At 48.9% G+C, this 16,089-nt stretch carries 16 protein-coding genes; 9 read left to right on the forward strand and 7 right to left on the reverse strand.

What is annotated here, in order from left to right; all coding sequences use genetic code 11:
• Positions 1-67 precede the first annotated feature (67 nt).
• Positions 68-796 (reverse strand): SDR family oxidoreductase, encoded by a 729-nt coding sequence (locus tag LQ901_RS06430; RefSeq protein ID WP_010863525.1) that lies wholly within the window; start codon positions 794-796, stop codon positions 68-70.
• A gap of 525 nt (positions 797-1,321) precedes the next feature.
• Here LQ901_RS06430 and LQ901_RS06435 point away from each other — a divergent pair.
• The 6 genes from LQ901_RS06435 (at position 1,322) to fetB (ending at position 6,139) form a co-directional block, all read left to right on the forward strand.
• Positions 1,322-2,221, forward strand: a complete 900-nt coding sequence (locus tag LQ901_RS06435) for a LysR family transcriptional regulator (protein ID WP_064977710.1) — start codon at positions 1,322-1,324, stop codon at positions 2,219-2,221.
• A gap of 303 nt (positions 2,222-2,524) precedes the next feature.
• On the forward strand, positions 2,525-3,115 hold the full coding sequence (locus LQ901_RS06440) for an FMN-dependent NADH-azoreductase (RefSeq protein ID WP_064977709.1): 591 nt from the start codon (positions 2,525-2,527) through the stop codon (positions 3,113-3,115).
• Positions 3,116-3,244: 129 nt separating this feature from the next.
• The gene (locus tag LQ901_RS06445) at positions 3,245-3,625 is read left to right on the forward strand and encodes a DoxX family protein (protein ID WP_064977708.1); all 381 of its coding nucleotides are present in this window, start codon (positions 3,245-3,247) and stop codon (positions 3,623-3,625) included.
• Between the two features lie 423 nt (positions 3,626-4,048).
• Positions 4,049-4,468, forward strand: coding sequence for a DUF3135 domain-containing protein (locus tag LQ901_RS06450; RefSeq protein ID WP_233672057.1), 420 nt, complete (start codon positions 4,049-4,051; stop codon positions 4,466-4,468).
• A 215-nt stretch (positions 4,469-4,683) separates the two neighbouring features.
• Positions 4,684-5,349: an ATP-binding cassette domain-containing protein gene (locus LQ901_RS06455; RefSeq protein WP_178091333.1), complete on the forward strand. Its 666-nt coding sequence runs from the start codon at positions 4,684-4,686 to the stop codon at positions 5,347-5,349.
• Positions 5,342-6,139: an iron export ABC transporter permease subunit FetB gene (gene fetB / locus LQ901_RS06460; RefSeq protein ID WP_064977705.1), complete on the forward strand. Its 798-nt coding sequence runs from the start codon at positions 5,342-5,344 to the stop codon at positions 6,137-6,139. Before LQ901_RS06455 ends, fetB begins: the two co-directional genes overlap by 8 nt.
• A gap of 97 nt (positions 6,140-6,236) precedes the next feature.
• On the opposite strand, the gene LQ901_RS06465 is transcribed toward fetB, so the two are convergent.
• The 4 genes from LQ901_RS06465 to LQ901_RS06480 form a co-directional block, all read right to left on the reverse strand.
• Positions 6,237-6,713, reverse strand: coding sequence for a response regulator (locus tag LQ901_RS06465; protein ID WP_010863518.1), 477 nt, complete (start codon positions 6,711-6,713; stop codon positions 6,237-6,239).
• A 180-nt stretch (positions 6,714-6,893) separates the two neighbouring features.
• On the reverse strand, positions 6,894-8,303 hold the full coding sequence (locus tag LQ901_RS06470) for a sensor histidine kinase (RefSeq protein WP_233672058.1): 1,410 nt from the start codon (positions 8,301-8,303) through the stop codon (positions 6,894-6,896).
• On the reverse strand, positions 8,303-9,727 hold the full coding sequence (locus tag LQ901_RS06475; RefSeq protein ID WP_010863516.1) for a DASS family sodium-coupled anion symporter: 1,425 nt from the start codon (positions 9,725-9,727) through the stop codon (positions 8,303-8,305). The genes LQ901_RS06470 and LQ901_RS06475 overlap by 1 nt, the downstream gene beginning before the upstream one ends.
• Before the next feature lie 210 nt (positions 9,728-9,937).
• Entirely contained in the window at positions 9,938-10,351 is a 414-nt protein-coding gene (locus LQ901_RS06480) for a CBS domain-containing protein (protein ID WP_039044699.1), read from the reverse strand.
• A gap of 691 nt (positions 10,352-11,042) precedes the next feature.
• On the opposite strand from LQ901_RS06480, the gene LQ901_RS06485 reads away from it, so the two are divergent.
• Both LQ901_RS06485 and LQ901_RS06490 read left to right on the forward strand, forming a co-directional pair.
• The gene (locus tag LQ901_RS06485; RefSeq protein WP_010863514.1) at positions 11,043-12,035 is read left to right on the forward strand and encodes a 2-hydroxyacid dehydrogenase; all 993 of its coding nucleotides are present in this window, start codon (positions 11,043-11,045) and stop codon (positions 12,033-12,035) included.
• 453 nt (positions 12,036-12,488) lie between these two features.
• Positions 12,489-13,082, forward strand: coding sequence for a TetR family transcriptional regulator (locus LQ901_RS06490; RefSeq protein WP_010863513.1), 594 nt, complete (start codon positions 12,489-12,491; stop codon positions 13,080-13,082).
• Between the two features lie 184 nt (positions 13,083-13,266).
• Here LQ901_RS06490 and LQ901_RS06495 read toward each other — a convergent pair whose 3' ends face one another.
• The gene (locus LQ901_RS06495) at positions 13,267-13,965 is read right to left on the reverse strand and encodes a hypothetical protein (RefSeq protein ID WP_233672059.1); all 699 of its coding nucleotides are present in this window, start codon (positions 13,963-13,965) and stop codon (positions 13,267-13,269) included.
• A 128-nt stretch (positions 13,966-14,093) separates the two neighbouring features.
• On the opposite strand from LQ901_RS06495, the gene LQ901_RS06500 reads away from it, so the two are divergent.
• Positions 14,094-14,648, forward strand: a complete 555-nt coding sequence (locus tag LQ901_RS06500; protein ID WP_064977702.1) for an META domain-containing protein — start codon at positions 14,094-14,096, stop codon at positions 14,646-14,648.
• Between the two features lie 1,004 nt (positions 14,649-15,652).
• On the opposite strand, the gene LQ901_RS06505 is transcribed toward LQ901_RS06500, so the two are convergent.
• Positions 15,653-15,802 carry a hypothetical protein gene (locus tag LQ901_RS06505; protein WP_156121201.1) on the reverse strand — a complete coding sequence of 50 codons (150 nt, stop codon included), beginning with the start codon at positions 15,800-15,802 and terminating at the stop codon, positions 15,653-15,655.
• Positions 15,803-16,089 lie beyond the last annotated feature (287 nt).

Here is a 16,089-nt window from a genome sequence, read left to right on the forward strand (position 1 = left end):
GGCTAAATTGAGCCACCTCATCAAGTTGCATTATGTTATCGCGCCACTCTTTTGCTTTTGCGCTAAATTACGGCTGCTGACGTGTTGCCGCCAGAACGATTTCACGGATACACAACGATTGTGGTTGCTCGTAAGCAAAGCGGATCGCCTCGGCAATTTGCTCAGCTTTCACTACGCCGCCCATCTCCGTTTTCCACGCTTCATAGCCTTCTTTGATGCTATCGCTGGTGGTATGAGACAGCAGCTCAGTTTCTACCGCACCTGGTGCGATGGTGATGCAACGGACATTGTCCATCGCCACTTCTTCACGCAGCCCTTCGGTAATCGCATGTACCGCAAACTTGGTACCGCAATACACGCCGTGGTCAGGGAAGGTTTTACGACCAGCAATCGAACTGATGTTGATGATGGTGCCGCTCTTACGCTCGCGCATCCCTTTCAGTACGGCATGGATCCCGTTCAGCAAACCGCTCACGTTAACATCCAGCATTTGTTGCCACTCTTTCGGATCTTGCTCGGCCATATTACCCAGCAGCATCACACCGGCATTGTTAATCAGTGCATCGACCGGACCGAACTGCGCTTCGGCCTGCGCAATCGCCGCTTTCACCGCTTCACCATCAGTGATGTCAACCTGACAGCACAGGGTGTTTGGCAGATTCAGCGCTTGCAGACGATCAACACGACGCGCCAACAGCAGCAATGGGTAACCGCGAGATGACAGCAGACGCGCAGTGGCGGCACCGATCCCAGAGCTTGCACCGGTGATCACGATCAGGGATTTAGAGTCTTTCATGGCTACCTCAATTAAATATTTCAAATAAATTGCAGTGATGCCTCAAAACAGCTCAAGACATCACGTGAGAGACACGGTATTAAACAGCGCCCTATAAACAAGAGTAATCGCATAATCTGTGTCTGCTCGATGTGGCGTACTATATCCCCGTAAGAAATGAGACTGAAATGGGAAAAAACACTGACAAACATAACTAAAACCTATGACAAAAGCCTCTATCACTCTCTGCGGACGCCTGAAAAAGATTGCTAGCTGTCGCAATATTGGCCTGTTTGATTACCATGCGAACAATATTTCGCCACACCTCAACGATATAGCGAAAACAGACCGTACAAGATTTATAGCAACGAATTTCTCGCCCCATAAATGACGCATTTTTCACCAAATGAAAGCAAGTTACGCCCACAGTGATAATCAATACCGATAGCAAAATAAGGTGAATGGCATTTTTGCGGTATATCGCCCCGAGAAATTTGATACAATCTGGCGATACAAGCCGATTAGAAATAAAAAACAGTTATCACTATGGATTACCGTCTGTTGCGTGCGTTTACCGCCGTGTTTGAAGAAAAAAATATGACTGCCGCCGCGCAGCGTTGCCACGTATCACAACCGGCTTTATCAGCCAGCATTCGCCAGCTAGAAGAGCAGCTCAATGTCACCCTGTTCATTCGGCAACCCAAAGGCGTCGCACTGACGGATGAAGCCCGCCGACTGTATCCGAGCGCCCGCCGCTTGGTGAATGAATTGCAAAACCTGCCCACGCTGTTTGCACAGCAAGGTGGTGCGGTGAGTTTGTCAGTGGGGTTGATGGCCGATCTGGGGCAATACTGGCAAAGCCAATTGATAGCCGAGTGCTATGCTGCCCTTCCCGGATTACAACTGACATTGCTACAAGGCTGCGCTGGTGATATGCGCATTGATCGCGATGACGCCCTGTGTGACGATGACCTGTTCTTCCCTCTGCTGGATGATGCCTACCATCTGGCCGTTTCAGCACGACATCCCTTTGCGCAGCTAGTGCGGGAAGCAATAAGTTCGGAGCAATCGCTGACGCTGGCCGACGTTCCCGCACAAGAATGGTTGGCCTGCCACGCCAGTGCCAGTTATCAGCGTATTATGGGCGTGTTGTCGCAGCACTCACTGGTGTTAACCCCCAAAGGCACCACCGACAACCACCAGCAATTGGCCGCTATGCTTAATGCGGGTTTAGGTATTGGGCTGCTGCCACAAAGTTTGTTAGCGGATTGGCCGACCTTGCTGCATTGTCCGGTGCCAGAGCTCGCCCTATCGCGTCGCATCGGCTGGTGTTATAGCGTGGAAGCCGCGCGCAATCCGGCCGTTCAGCAAATCATCCAGCATTTTACGCACGGTACGGCAACCGACGCCGAGCCAAGCGAGCCAGAATCGCTACTGCGCTGTTAATCTGCGCACGTATTCACTCACTGCCGGTACCCATATATGGCCGGCGGTGAGTTATTCCTTTTCTTGCTAGTCACTTTACCACATCCATCACCACTGAATTTCTCTCCACGTTTCTCTCCTCTTCCCCCCGATTACACAGTCCACTCGTGCCGAGCGATAACCAAATCATTCTATTTTTTAGAAAAATGAGCGCGATTTTTTGCGCTTTTTCGCACCGATATTTCGCGTAAATTGAATAAACAACGAGGGATGATGTTGCAGTAAACGGAATCCACGACCCCGAATAATGAACGGAGAAACATCATGAGTAAGGTATTGGTTTTAAAATCCAGCATTATGTCTGAACACTCTCAATCCAACCGGATGGCAGACTTCCTGATTGAGCAGCACCAAGAAAAAGGTGACAGTGTCACTGTGCGCGATCTGGTGGCAAACCCAATTCCGATGCTGGATAGCGAAACCGTGGGTGCGCTACGCCCTGCCGGTGAGTTAAGTGAGCGTCAACGTGAAGCGGTAGCGCTGTCAGACCAACTGATCGCCGAGCTCAATGACCATGATGTGATTGTGTTTACAGCGCCAATGTACAACTACAGCATCCCTGTGCAACTGAAAACCTACATTGATATGGTGCTGCGTGCAGGTGTGACCTTCCGCTATACCGAAAACGGCCCTGAAGGTTTGGTGAAGGGTAAAAAAGCCGTGGTCCTGACGAGTCGCGGCGGGATCCACAAAGGTTTACCTTCTGACCTGATCACCCCGTATATGCAAACTATACTCAATTTCATCGGCATTACTGACATTCAGTACATTTATGCCGAAGCGCTGGCATTTGGCCCGGAAGCTGTCGCGCAAGCGCAACATGCCGCCCAGGAAGCAATTGCTGAACTGATGTGACTGGCGTCAGTCACATCCGCTTAATACAAGCAACAACACAATAAGAAAGGCTCCATCGCAATACCGTTTTATTGCAGGACATGCTTTTTACAGACGCATTCAAGGTTGCAGGAATAGAAGGAACATCCCATGAGATTCATTGATTTACTCGCTCGTGCTCTGATGGCACAAATCTTCATCATCGCTGGCTGGGGCAAACTGGGCGCCGGTTATGCCGGAACCGAGGCCTACATGCAATCTGTTGGTTTACCGGGTTTCTTGTTACCGCTGGTGATCTTGTTGGAGCTCGGTGGTGGTATTGCGCTGCTGGTGGGCTTCCAGACACGCCTCATCTCCGCAGCACTGGCGCTGTTCTGTGTGGCAAGCGCTGTGATTTTCCACCTGCATCCACAAGATGGTATGCAAATGATTATGTTCATGAAAAACATCGCAATGGCCGGTGGTCTGCTGATGATGGTGCAATATGGCGCCAGTGCACTGAGCTGGGATCACAAACGCAAATCTGCGTGATAACCGATGAGAAACTAGATCAGATTCTTACTCGAGCCCGCATTGCGGGCTTTTTTTTGTTCTATCAGAACGCTGCCTCTTTTCTTTTTATTTATTCTTTATTTTCAATTAGCTGAACCCTGAATTCATCACTTTTCCCAATTTTATCCACAGAACCTGTGTGTAACTTTGCCGTCATCTGTGAATCATCTGACATTCCATCCGAAAATGTAGCGCTATTTCATCATCGCCATACAAAAGTCTTGCCCAATGTACTTGGGTTCGCTGACTTAAAGCTCCCACAACAGACACAACTCTCGTGCAACATGGCAAAACCCGCAGACTGCGCTAATACTCAGAGCAAGTACCCTACGTACTTAAGTGTGAAATGTGTAGAAAGCGGTATACAACAGAACCGCTGGAGCGAATCAGAGGGTGAAGGCCATGACATCGTCAGCAACATCCGCATCACCGAACCTGCCGTTACCTTCGTTTGATGAGTTAGTGCGTTTGGCCAAAGAAGACCCGCAAGCCTTGGAAGATCTGCGTCATGCACATGCCGAAGCGCTAATTAATGCCGCCTCACCACGCTCACAATCGCATTTGCGTGCTTTGCAAGGCCACATTGACCGCTGCATTTCGACCGGCAAAAATCCCCTGCACACCTGCGTGTTACTGAATCGCTTGCTGATGCGTCAACTCGGTACGTTGCAACAGGTTTTGAACCGCCCTGGCGAGTTTATGGGTCAACAGGCACAAATCCTGCCCTTTGGCCGTAGTGCGCGTAACACGGAAGCCACGTCAGTCAGCAAAGCATCAACAACACAAACACCGCCTTCGCCCCCCAACGAGCCCGCCACCTAAAGATGCGCTAAATGCCCAGTAATCCCCACCGGCGCAATTTGAATTAATTGTTGCTCCGATTTGTATGAATAAAGTGCACAGAAACTTGTCTACCTGACCTATTCCATGCATGATGCTTATCCAGAAAACATCTGTTCGGTCAATCGCCTAGCGCGTTTGATACAAACCAGATGCTTACTCTCACTCATCACTCCACGAATCATTACACATCACTTATGACCAATACGGTATTACGCGCCGATCAGGTTAGCGTTGAGTTGAATGGACAACCCTTGATTGCTCCGTTTTCAGCCGAAATTCGCCGCGCCGAACGCGTCGCGCTAACGGGGATGTCCGGCAGCGGCAAAACCACCCTGCTGGGAATTTTATCCGGTATGTATCCCGCCGACAGTGGTACAGTCTGGCTGTTTGACCAACCGGTGTCTCCGCTCACGCAGCAGGCTATTCGGCAAAAAATCGCCTATCTACCACAGCAGATCCCGCCACTGGATATGCAGGTAGATACTTATCTGGAGCGCTTGCGCAGCTTTAAGCTCAATCAAGCCACCGCCACCACACCGCCAGACATTTGCCAGCCACAAGCGCTGCTAGCAGCGCTTGGCTTAGAGCCGGAGACCTTGCAACAGCGCATGGCAGACATCTCTGGCGGACAGCGGCAACGTATCGGGCTAGCCGGCTGCTTGCAGCTGAATCGTCCGTTTTTGTTTGCCGATGAGCCCACCTCAGCCTTGGATGCCGATAGCAAGCAGCGCGTGTTTGCTCTGCTGGAGCTATTAGGTTGCACGCTGCTCAGTGTCTCCCATGACCCCGATATGGTGGCCTTCTGCAACCAACATTGGCATATCGAAAACCAACAATTGCAGGTACTGGCACATGGATGAGTTATTTGTCAGCTGGACCGATGTCGCGCTCGGTGTGTTACTGCTGGGTATTCCGCTGCTTCTCAGCCGCTGGTTACAACTGAAACTGGGCAAAGACATCGTGAAGTCGAGCCTGCGTATGATTGTGCAGCTGGCGCTGATCGGTGTGTATTTGGAGTATCTGTTTAAACTGAACAATCTGTGGGTCAACGCTGCATGGCTGCTGGTGATGATGAGCGCCGCCGCCTCCAACGCCATCAAACGCACCCCACTGCCACGTAAGCGCTTATTCTTGCCGGTTTTCGCAGGAATAAGCTGCGGCGCATTGCTGATCCTCGGCTATTTGCTGGTGGTCATTTTGCAGCCTACGCCGTGGTTTGATGCGCGCTTTGCCATCCCGCTAGCCGGTATGTTGTTAGGTAATGCCCTCACCGCAAACTACCTGGTGCTAGATCGCTTTTATCGCGCCGTCGTCAACCAACAACCGATGTGGATGATGGATCTGTCGCTGGGTGCAACGCCGTGGGAAGCCGCCTTACCGTACGTCCGCCAAGCTATGCGCTCGGCATGGTCGCCGACAATTTTGTCGATGGCAACACTGGGGATTGTCTCGTTACCGGGCATGATGACCGGTCAGATTTTGGGCGGTAATAGCCCTTTGTTGGCAATTAAATACCAGATTCTGGTGATGCTTTCACTGCTGGCCTGCACCACCTTGTCATCCACTTTAATGCTGATGATGAGTCTGCGCGTCACACTCACCCCACAAGGGGTACTCGATCCTGAGCTGGTGAAGCTGTACCGCGAATAACACGCAATAAAGAGAATCACTGCCGGAAAATCGGGTATACCGAAACAAATGAGCCCCAATACTGGGGCTCATTTTGTCTGCGGCAATCAAGATGGTGCTAGTCGCGCATACGCTCCAGCAACACCGCTTGGTCGGCAAACTCAATATAAGGCGTGACATCCATACCGGTATCAAACAGATACTCGGTCAGCAATTTACGGCAAATAGCCAACAGCGGCTCCGGTTGCCACGGTTTTTCAATGTAGTGCTGAATACGGGCGCGGTTCACCGCATCTATAGTGTCTTTGTGAGATGCCTGTCCGGTCAGCAAAATCTTTTTGGTTTGGATAAAACGCATGTCTTGGGCAATATCGGCCAGAAAATCGACCCCGCTTTTGCCCGGCATAATATGATCGGAAATCACTAACGCAATCGGACAACCTTCGGCATCGAGCTCGTCCATTAACCCCGCCGCTTCATCGGCAGACTCACACTCTTCAATACAGACCCAGTCACTCAGCTTTTCGAGATCTCTGACGACAGCGCTCAGCACATCTCGCTGATCATCCACACAAATCAGATACAGCTTTTCCATTTTGACCTCCTGTAAAATCCCTTTGCTTGTGCCAGCACAGGCTCACGTAGGGTGTTGCGGTTATGCCGCGAAGGCTGATGTTGGTAGCGAAGATAAATAATTAGCTTCGCTATTAGCCTCAATAAGGGCTAACTCACCGCCAACTCCAGCCCCCCCTTTTCGCCTGCTGCAAACACACGATTATTCATCGTCATCATGGCGTTCTGGCGATGACAGCGGCTCCGCCTGCAGCGGCAAACGAACACGAAAACGGGTATATTCGGGCGTGCTTTTCAAGAGCAAGTCTCCGCCGTAACTCTCCACCAAGCGCTTAACGATATACAAGCCCAACCCCAACCCTACCGTTTGCCCTTGGCGACGCGCCGACATGGTTTTGGTCGTAAAATTGGGCTGGAAAATACGCGCCGCCACCTCTTCAGGGATCATCGGGCCATTGTTGGCCAGTGAAATCTGAATCGAGCGTTTACCGGCACGGGTAGAAATCTTGATGGTGGGATCAGGGGTTTGCGCATCTTTCATCGCATCCCAACCATTTTTGATGATATTGACCCAAACCTGCACCAGTTCGGTGGTATTTCCATACAAAGGCGGTAATTGCCCCAGATTCAAATCAACATTAACCTCACGCAAATGACTTTGCAGTAGCGCCAAGGCTTCGCGGACAGATTCATTGACATCAATTCCCCACTGCCGCTGATAATCGCCACCGCCTAACTGCTTCACCGATTTGACGATGCCAGAGGCATGAGACGCCGCCAGTTGCATGTCATAGCAATCACGCCCGATCTCCCAGAGCTGCAACGCACCTTCCAGCGGCTGTGGTAATTCGGTCGGGACAGCGCCATCATCCAACGCTCGCGCCAAGGTTTTCGCTTGCTCCGGCGCTAACCCAAAACGACGACGCAACTCCGCCGCCTGTTGGCGCACCACCGAGCTTGATGCGGTTTGTCCGGTCTGCTGACCTCGGTCAAACCAACTGATCAACGACGGCGATTTCTCCTGCAGCAAAATCCGCAACACCCCACTCAGATAATCGGATTTGCGCGCCAGTACCCCTACGGCATTATTCAACTCATGCGCCAAACCGGCGGCCAGCTGCCCGAGCGTCGAGAGCTTCTCCGCCATATGCAAGCGACGGTTGGCAGCCTCGCGCTCACGCGCCATCTGGCTCAAACGCCATTGCCGACGCTGCAACTCCTCCACGATCACCGGCATAAACTGCTCACTTAAGCTGCCGTGCAATTCAGGATCGACCGGCCGCGTACGGATATCTATCCACGCCAGCTCAGCCTCCGTCTGCGCGACTACGCGGCTAGAGGCCACCAGCCGATAAGAGAAGAAACTGTGCACCCCGATAAAGGTGCCCGGGCTTGCCAAAAACAGCTCGGCTTGCTCCTCTTCCCCCACATCATCCGGCGCACTGACCGTGGCGATCAGCTGTCCAGAATGCACGTAATAGAGCCGCTCATTGAACTCGCCTTGGTCCATCAGCACATCGCCGGGCTGCAAGGTGACCCGCTGCGCCGGATGCGTGAAATAATCGCGGATAATGCGCTCAAACACGGTCGGTTGCGTTGCAGATACGGGCATTAGATCACCCCCAACTGCCCAAGCAGCGCCAACATCATCAAGCACAGCACCACGCCGATGATGCCAAGCCACGTGCCGGTTTTCGCCATCTGTGATGACTCCACCATCCCCGTGGCATGGGCCAGAGCGTTAGGCGGCGTACTGATCGGCAGCGCCATCCCTAAAGATGCGGCAAAGGTCACCGCCAAGATAAGTGTGACTTCATTCAGCCCTGAAACCGTACCCGCCAGCGCCGCCATCAGTGGTAACAACAAGTTGGCCGTGGCGGTGTGAGACATAAAGTTAGCCATGATCAAGGTCAGCGCAACCGCCCCTAACAGCACCGCTACTGCCGGATAGTCAGCAAACGGAATGCTGTGCACCAAGCGCGCAGCTAAACCGGTTTTCTCCAACGCCAAGCCCAGTGCAATACCGCCCGATACTAACCAGAGCACGTCCCACGACATCTTTTTCATGTCATCACGAGTGATCACCCCAGAAGAGACAAACACTGCCACTGGGATCAGCGCCACCACGTAGGAGTTCATGTTGTGCGCACTGCCAAACATCCACAGCAAAACGGTCGCGATAAAGGTGACATACACTAGGTAGGCTTTACCGGTTTTCAAAAATTTACCGCGAATCTGAACATCAATTTCTTTTTGTTCCGAAGCATAGAAGGTGTTGAGCAAGATCCAGCTGATAACCAGCATTACCATTACAAATGGCACGCCGAACATCATCCATTCACCAAAGGAAATCGCGTTCTCACCAGTCAAATACTTGAGCGCAACTGCATTCGGTGGCGTACCAATCGGCGTGCCAATCCCGCCAATATTCGCCGCCACGGGAATAGACAGTGCAAACGCTACCCGTCCGCGATCCCCTGCCGGCAGCGCCGCCAGCACCGGTGTCAAAATCGACAGCATCATGGCCGTAGTCGCTGTGTTACTCATAAACATCGAGAACACTGCCGTCACCACCATCAGCCCCATCATCACGTTGCGTGGGTTACGTCCGAACGGTTTGAGCAAAACACGGGCTAAGTTCACGTCTAGGCGGTATTTGGTCGCCGCCATGGCCAGAAAGAACCCGCCCAGAAACAGCATGATGATTGGCGAGGCAAAGGTCGCCATGATCTCTTGGTAACCCAGTTGGGTGCCGAATGCCAGTTCATCGTTTGCGGGCAGAGCCAGCCAAATAGATTTATCGGAGATCAGCAGTAATTCCAGCACAATTATCAGCACTGAAGTGGCATAGATAGGAATCGGTTCGAGGATCCAACAGAGCGCAGCTAAGACAAAAATAGCAATCACGCGCTGCTCGATGGTGGTCAAGCCCGGCATCATAAACCAGTCGGAAGGAGCTAATAAAATGAGGATAAACAACAAAAAGGGCAAGGTTTTGAGCCAAAACCGCCATGAACCGTAGGTTTCTCTATCCATGCGTAACCACCGTCTTTAATAATCCATATAAAAGTTACGGATATCATCTCAGACTGGGGAAAAATCGCCGTGAGTTATGTCAGAAAAACATAATGAATCAATTAGATATCTATTTTTGGACCAAGCGCACAGCTCGGAACGACGCAATGGAAAACTCCGAGATTGTGCGCAAAGAACAGTCAATATCACCACCGTTACAAAGTATCTCAGTTATATAACATTGTGATTTTTGGAAAGATGGTTATATATAGCGCGCATAATGTCATGGCGATCTATAATGCCCACCACACGACCATCCAGACAAACCGGATAAATCTTCGGTTTTTGTTGCGCCATCATCTGTGCTATCTCCACCACAGAGTCATCAGGGGCAACCGTCAGGACTTCGGTTCGCATCAAATCAGACACATAGGAAAACTCACTGTTATGGTACGACGCACTGAGCAAGCGTTTGATCATGTCTTGTTCGGAGATAAATCCGGCCAACATACCGTGCGCATCAACCACCGGAGCACCAGTCAGCTGATTATCCAGCAGAACCTTTAGCGCACCCGTCAGCGTCATTTTGGGTGACAGTGTCACGATCTTGCGATGCATATAATCAGCAACTTTAATGGACTCCATGGCAATCCCCTCTTCTAGCGAAAGAAAACACGGCAGCAAAGAATAATGTTCGGTATTTTCTTCTAAAGATAGACAAGGTTCAGCAGATAACAAAGTCACCAACCCAGCTTATTTGAACATTGTCGGTGATTCGAGCCGCAACGCGCGGTCAGCACGCAGCAAAATGCGACCACGACACTCAACCGCAGCGAGACTCAAGAGTCCACATAGCCAGTGTATAGTCCGTAAAGTGTGAACCCGATGACCTAGGCAAAGAATTTCACAGACGCACCACTCACCGTACATCCGGCTTCATCCATACTTATACGGGACTCGTGCCGAGGTTACCGATTGAGATTGAAGTTCAGCATTGATTGGGAAGTATGGCGATCCGTGTGTAGACACATGATGTGTAGAAACATTAAGTGATGAGAGTCGATATACCCAAACAACGTTAAGTTGCAGGTGGGCGGCCAGTGAGTGAATCCCCATGAGCATAGGCAAACTACGTGATTGGGGTGAATGAACGCAGCCAACACCGCTGCGAGTTCTGTCGCTGTGGGTTCTCTCGCCAATTTATGAAAATAAATAACATAAATTAGAGCTGTACACCTTTGTTAACGTCTACTTACAGTGCGACCTGGCACGTTATTTGATTTGCATCAATTATTTCTGTAATTTAATTACAGCTTGAGTTGCGGAGAATGTGACCATGAATATCGCTGTATTCAGTACCAAACAATACGATCGTAAGTTTTTCAGCCTGGTAAATCAGGATTTTGGCTTTAATCTCGAATTTTTCGACTTTAAATTTGATGCGAAGACCGCGCGGATGGCCGAAGGCGCTGACGTTGTCTGTATCTTCGTGAACGATACCGCCGATCGTGAAGCTATTCAGGTACTTGCTCAACAGGGGATCAAACTGATTGCTCTGCGCTGTGCCGGATTTAATAACGTCGATTTGGAAGCTGCCAAAGAGTACGGTATCACCGTCGTGCGTGTGCCTGCTTACTCCCCGGAAGCCGTCGCAGAACATGCGGTCGGTATGATGCTAACCCTGAATCGCCGGATTCACCGCGCTTACCAGCGCACCCGTGATGCCAACTTCTCACTGGAAGGCCTGACCGGTTTTAATATGCACGGTAAAACCGCAGGGATCATCGGTACCGGTAAAATCGGTATTGCCACTATGCGTATCCTGAAAGGATTTGGCATGAATCTGCTGGCCTTTGATCCGTACGAAAACCCTGAAGTGGCTAAACTCGGTGGTAAATATGTGGATCTTGATACCCTGTTTGCCCAGTCAGATGTGATTTCACTGCACTGCCCACTGACACCGGAAAATCGCCATCTGCTGAATGCTGATGCGTTTGCCAAGATGAAGAAAGGCGTGATGATCATCAACACCAGTCGTGGTGCTCTGCTGAACTCTCAAGATGCTATCGAAGCCTTGAAGCAAGAGCAGATTGGTTCTCTGGGTCTGGATGTGTATGAAAATGAACGCGATCTGTTCTTTGAAGACAAATCCAATGACGTGATCAAAGATGACGTGTTCCGTCGTCTGTCGGCATGCCACAACGTACTGTTCACCGGTCACCAAGCGTTCTTAACCGAAGAAGCACTGACCAATATCGCCGAAACCACACTGAGCAATATCGCAGAGTTCGTTAAAACAAAACACTGTGTAAATAAAGTCGAAATATAATCCGACATCCGAGCTCTGACCAAAAAAAATTATCAACAGGGGGTTGTATACCTCCTGTCCTATTTTCCCCAAGTCCTCCTCAAAGAACTAAAGATATTTCATTAAGTTAATTAATTTTAAAACACACTGTCTTAAAAATAACGCTGAAATATCCGTGAGATACGACACTATACTCCCGCTTGTTTGTTTCTGATTTTCTGCTAAGTTATGCCTTCTTTTGCGCAGAATATAGGCAAAACATGTCAATTCGTCGAATACCGTTACTTTTATGAATGGAAATTGATATCAATGCTGTCGGAAACCCGACAAAAATACATTGAACGATTTATTCAAATGCTATTTGACGAACTCAAGCTTTCGCTTCTAGCTTTATAAATAAAACAACACCAATTGTGATAAAACAAGTTCGAACAGTGGTCACCGATAAAATCACAACACATGAGGAATCACGTCGTGCAGCGACAACAACCACTACAACGCCGTAGCCGGGAGCGCGTTCAACGCATCTTGGATGCTGCAGCAGAACTATTCGACCAGAAAGGTATTGATGCGGTTAACCCTGGTGATATCGCTAATCATGCGGGTATTACTCGGACTTCACTGTACCGATACTTCCCTAATAAAACCTCAGTCATTCATGCACTGGCTCTAAGCCATCTGGAAAAGCTCCGCGAGCAATTCCGTCAGGTCAGAGATCAACGATTGGATGGCGAAGAGCTGATTAACGCTCTACTGAACGTACATATCCATTTTCTGAGTAAAGAACCCGGCTATCAGGCTGTATGGTCTTCTGTAGCGATTACACCAGAGCTGCATAACCTGTATGAGCTGGAAAATGAATGGTTATCTGATGTTTGGGGTAATTTGATTATTCATTTAAACCCTCATTTTGATGAGAGCCGCTTACCCACTATCCGTAGAATGATCCCACTGATTGTAACGGCTGTACTGCGTGATTGCTCACGAGACAGCACAGCGCAGTTAGATGATTATTTTGCTGAATTACGTAATATGCTTTATCTGCTGTTTGGATTAAAAAGTAAGTAAACCACTGGCCAAGGATCGGCCTGTTACCCTACCCTTTATATTGCCCCAGCGGTCAATACATCAGCGCTAACTCTATTAAATAGTTTCACCTCATTAATACTACAATTAATCTGTGAGATTATGGCTCGTCTTATCTCAAAACCGATATCCGCATTACATTCATGCAATAAGCAATCAAAGTAAGTTAAATCCAATATCCAATATTAATCGCACCATTAAACAAGTTACTTATCACACAAATAGTGCTTGCAACCGCCATTCGACCCAATCCAGGCTTCTCTTGACTAAACTCAGGCCAAATCCAAATGACAAATGCAACAGCCAGCATCAGCAATGCCCCTGCGGTTGCATATTGTGCAGAAACGGCATTGATAAGATTTACATTAAGTGCGGATCGCACTGCTTCAGCACATGCGGCTAAAATACCCAATAACCCCGTCGCAGGTAATAGACGGTAAAATGCTTGTAATCGACAACGTGCAGAAACCATCAACGTATGTGTTACTGCAGCGCCAGATGTCAGCAAACTGACCACCATCACCGCTTTCGCCGGCAGCACAAACAGCGCAGCTATAAATGCAAACACGCCGACTATCGCTGAAGCAAACAATGCATTTCGTGCTCGCACTGGCTGGTGGCGAGAAAATTCATACGCAATCCCCGCTACAGCAACCAAAAATACCAATACTGAATTTTCTAGAGAAACGGCACCCGCAGCCAACGTTGACAACCATAAAACCGTCAACCCACGCCCCTGCTTAATCAAGCGACGACGCTGCCCCGGACAGATTTGCCCCTTCCACAGAACCACCGCCATGATCACATTGACCATCACCGCAATGCCCAGTAATACTGGAAACACAAAATCCAACACATTCAGCATATGAACGAGATCTCACCGCATCCACAAGAAAAGAGAGATTATAATTTGGCCTTAGCCCATCACAAAAGGATTTATCATTAAAGCGCAGCCAAGTCAGAATAGTGCTATTTCGCTTGCAGATTTAAGGTATGATTTTCATATTATGTCGCATCAAGATTACAGAGAGCCAACACTCTGGAACTGATTATTTTACTAAGCAAATTAAATCGCTGGCCGACCTTATGAACAAACTGCTGCTACTCCTCCCCTTGTTAACACTGACCGCATGCACCAACACCGCCGCCACATCAGCAAACGCAATAGCAACATCCTCTGCGTCAGAGTCATTGATCACGCCACAAATGCTAGCGCATCGTCATTTTGTGTTGACTCAGGTTGACCAGACTCCGGTTCAACAAGGCAACACTATGTATCCCGGCATCGATTTTTATGAGAATAGCCAACTGGGAGCGACCTTTTGTCATGAGCTACAAGGCACTTACCTCATTGATGGACAACGGATCGTCAGTGACCTTCGCCCGCTAACGCAACAAAATTGTGCGAATCCCGAATGGGAGAAATTTGACGCAATGTTTACCCAGATGCTACAGCAAGGGGCAACGCTGACATGGCAAAACCAGATTCTTCATCTGACGGATGGGCAACATACGATGCAATTTAAGTTGAAAGACTGGGTGTATTAACAGCGCCACAGAGAAAAGCAGCTGAGAAGCAACCGTTCACACTGCTCGCTCACAAAGTCAGTTCACAAAGCATAGCCAATAAAAAACCGGAATCCTCTATCAGCGATTCCGGTTTTAGGTGTACATACTATCGATGTTTACGTTAATCACTAAAGTCATCAGCAATGTTTTCCACCACCAAGGACTTCACCGGTTATTACTCGTACCACAAAACCTCAACTTAACAACGGATTATGTCGCTATTCTCATCTCGTCTCATTGCCGTATCACTACAACAATAACACGCCCAACCTATCTCCAGACTCGTTTGGCCCCTTCAGCCAGATTGTTTTACGTTTAACATCTGTAACTGCCGGACTTCACTGATTCCGTTAGCTAATTGCTAGCTCGTAAATCAGGCCTTACGTGTTTGATTTTCATTGCGTTTCGTTTCGATTTAGCTTTACTAACTTTTACCTTGTTGCTTTGCTTTATCTCATTTAACGTCAGTTTTGACCGATTTGTATCTTTACGTTTAACGTTACAGTTTTTGCTCACTCGTTTGCGATACAACAGCATGTTGATTCATGTGCTATCACTTGAGTTATACCCTTATAACAAGGTGTATTAGCTACAGACTCGCTGTATTGGTACTTTGCATTTTACTGTTTGACTGTCCGGTCAATTACCCCATGCACTTACCTGATGGCCATCTTCACGTGAAGCCTTACATGGCCGGTAACGCATTACAGTATAACGTTTACTTATCACTGATACGTACTACTGACTTTACTTCCTGCTTACTCTACTTTCCTGAGCATATTTACGCTGTTTACCATATCTAGCTTGCGTTTCTTGCTTAGCTTTCCTGCATCTTGCTGTTGCTTCTTGTCACTTGCCGCTAGGCTAGGATTTTCCTGCTGTTGCTAGCAAGGATACGCGAGTTATGCTTCCTTTTGTCACCCTCCTTATGACCGCATCGCGTTGATTCACTAATCAAACATTAGTATATCAAATTACCGTTTTCAATCAGTTTCCTGATCCCAGCCTGATGGTGTTTTGGACGCACCATAGAAGCTACCCATTTGACCATTGCTCGTGGATTTTCGGTTCATCATAAACAAACCTACCACAGCCAGTAACACGACAACACTTAACGATAATGGAATCAGCATCCTGCCACCTCTTTGAGGATTGGTTTGAATGATTTACCTATAATCCCTGATAACGCCTCCTTTCCTTTGCTTGGTTACACGTTTCCGGACGCTGACACCACAACCGCGGTGTTCAGTATTCCGTGACATGTATCATCACACATACCATTCAAAAGTGGACTGTCATCATTTGCTTCCAGCGAGATCACTTCAAACCAAACTGCATTTCAGCGTTCAGATACCAGAAGTGTTTGCTCCCAACTGGGATAACATGCCCTAGAGTCACATTACCACCATTCATCAAACAG

It is taken from the genome of Plesiomonas sp. PI-19 (genome assembly GCF_021368255.1).
Taxonomy (GTDB): domain Bacteria; phylum Pseudomonadota; class Gammaproteobacteria; order Enterobacterales; family CAMTGL01; genus Plesiomonas; species Plesiomonas shigelloides.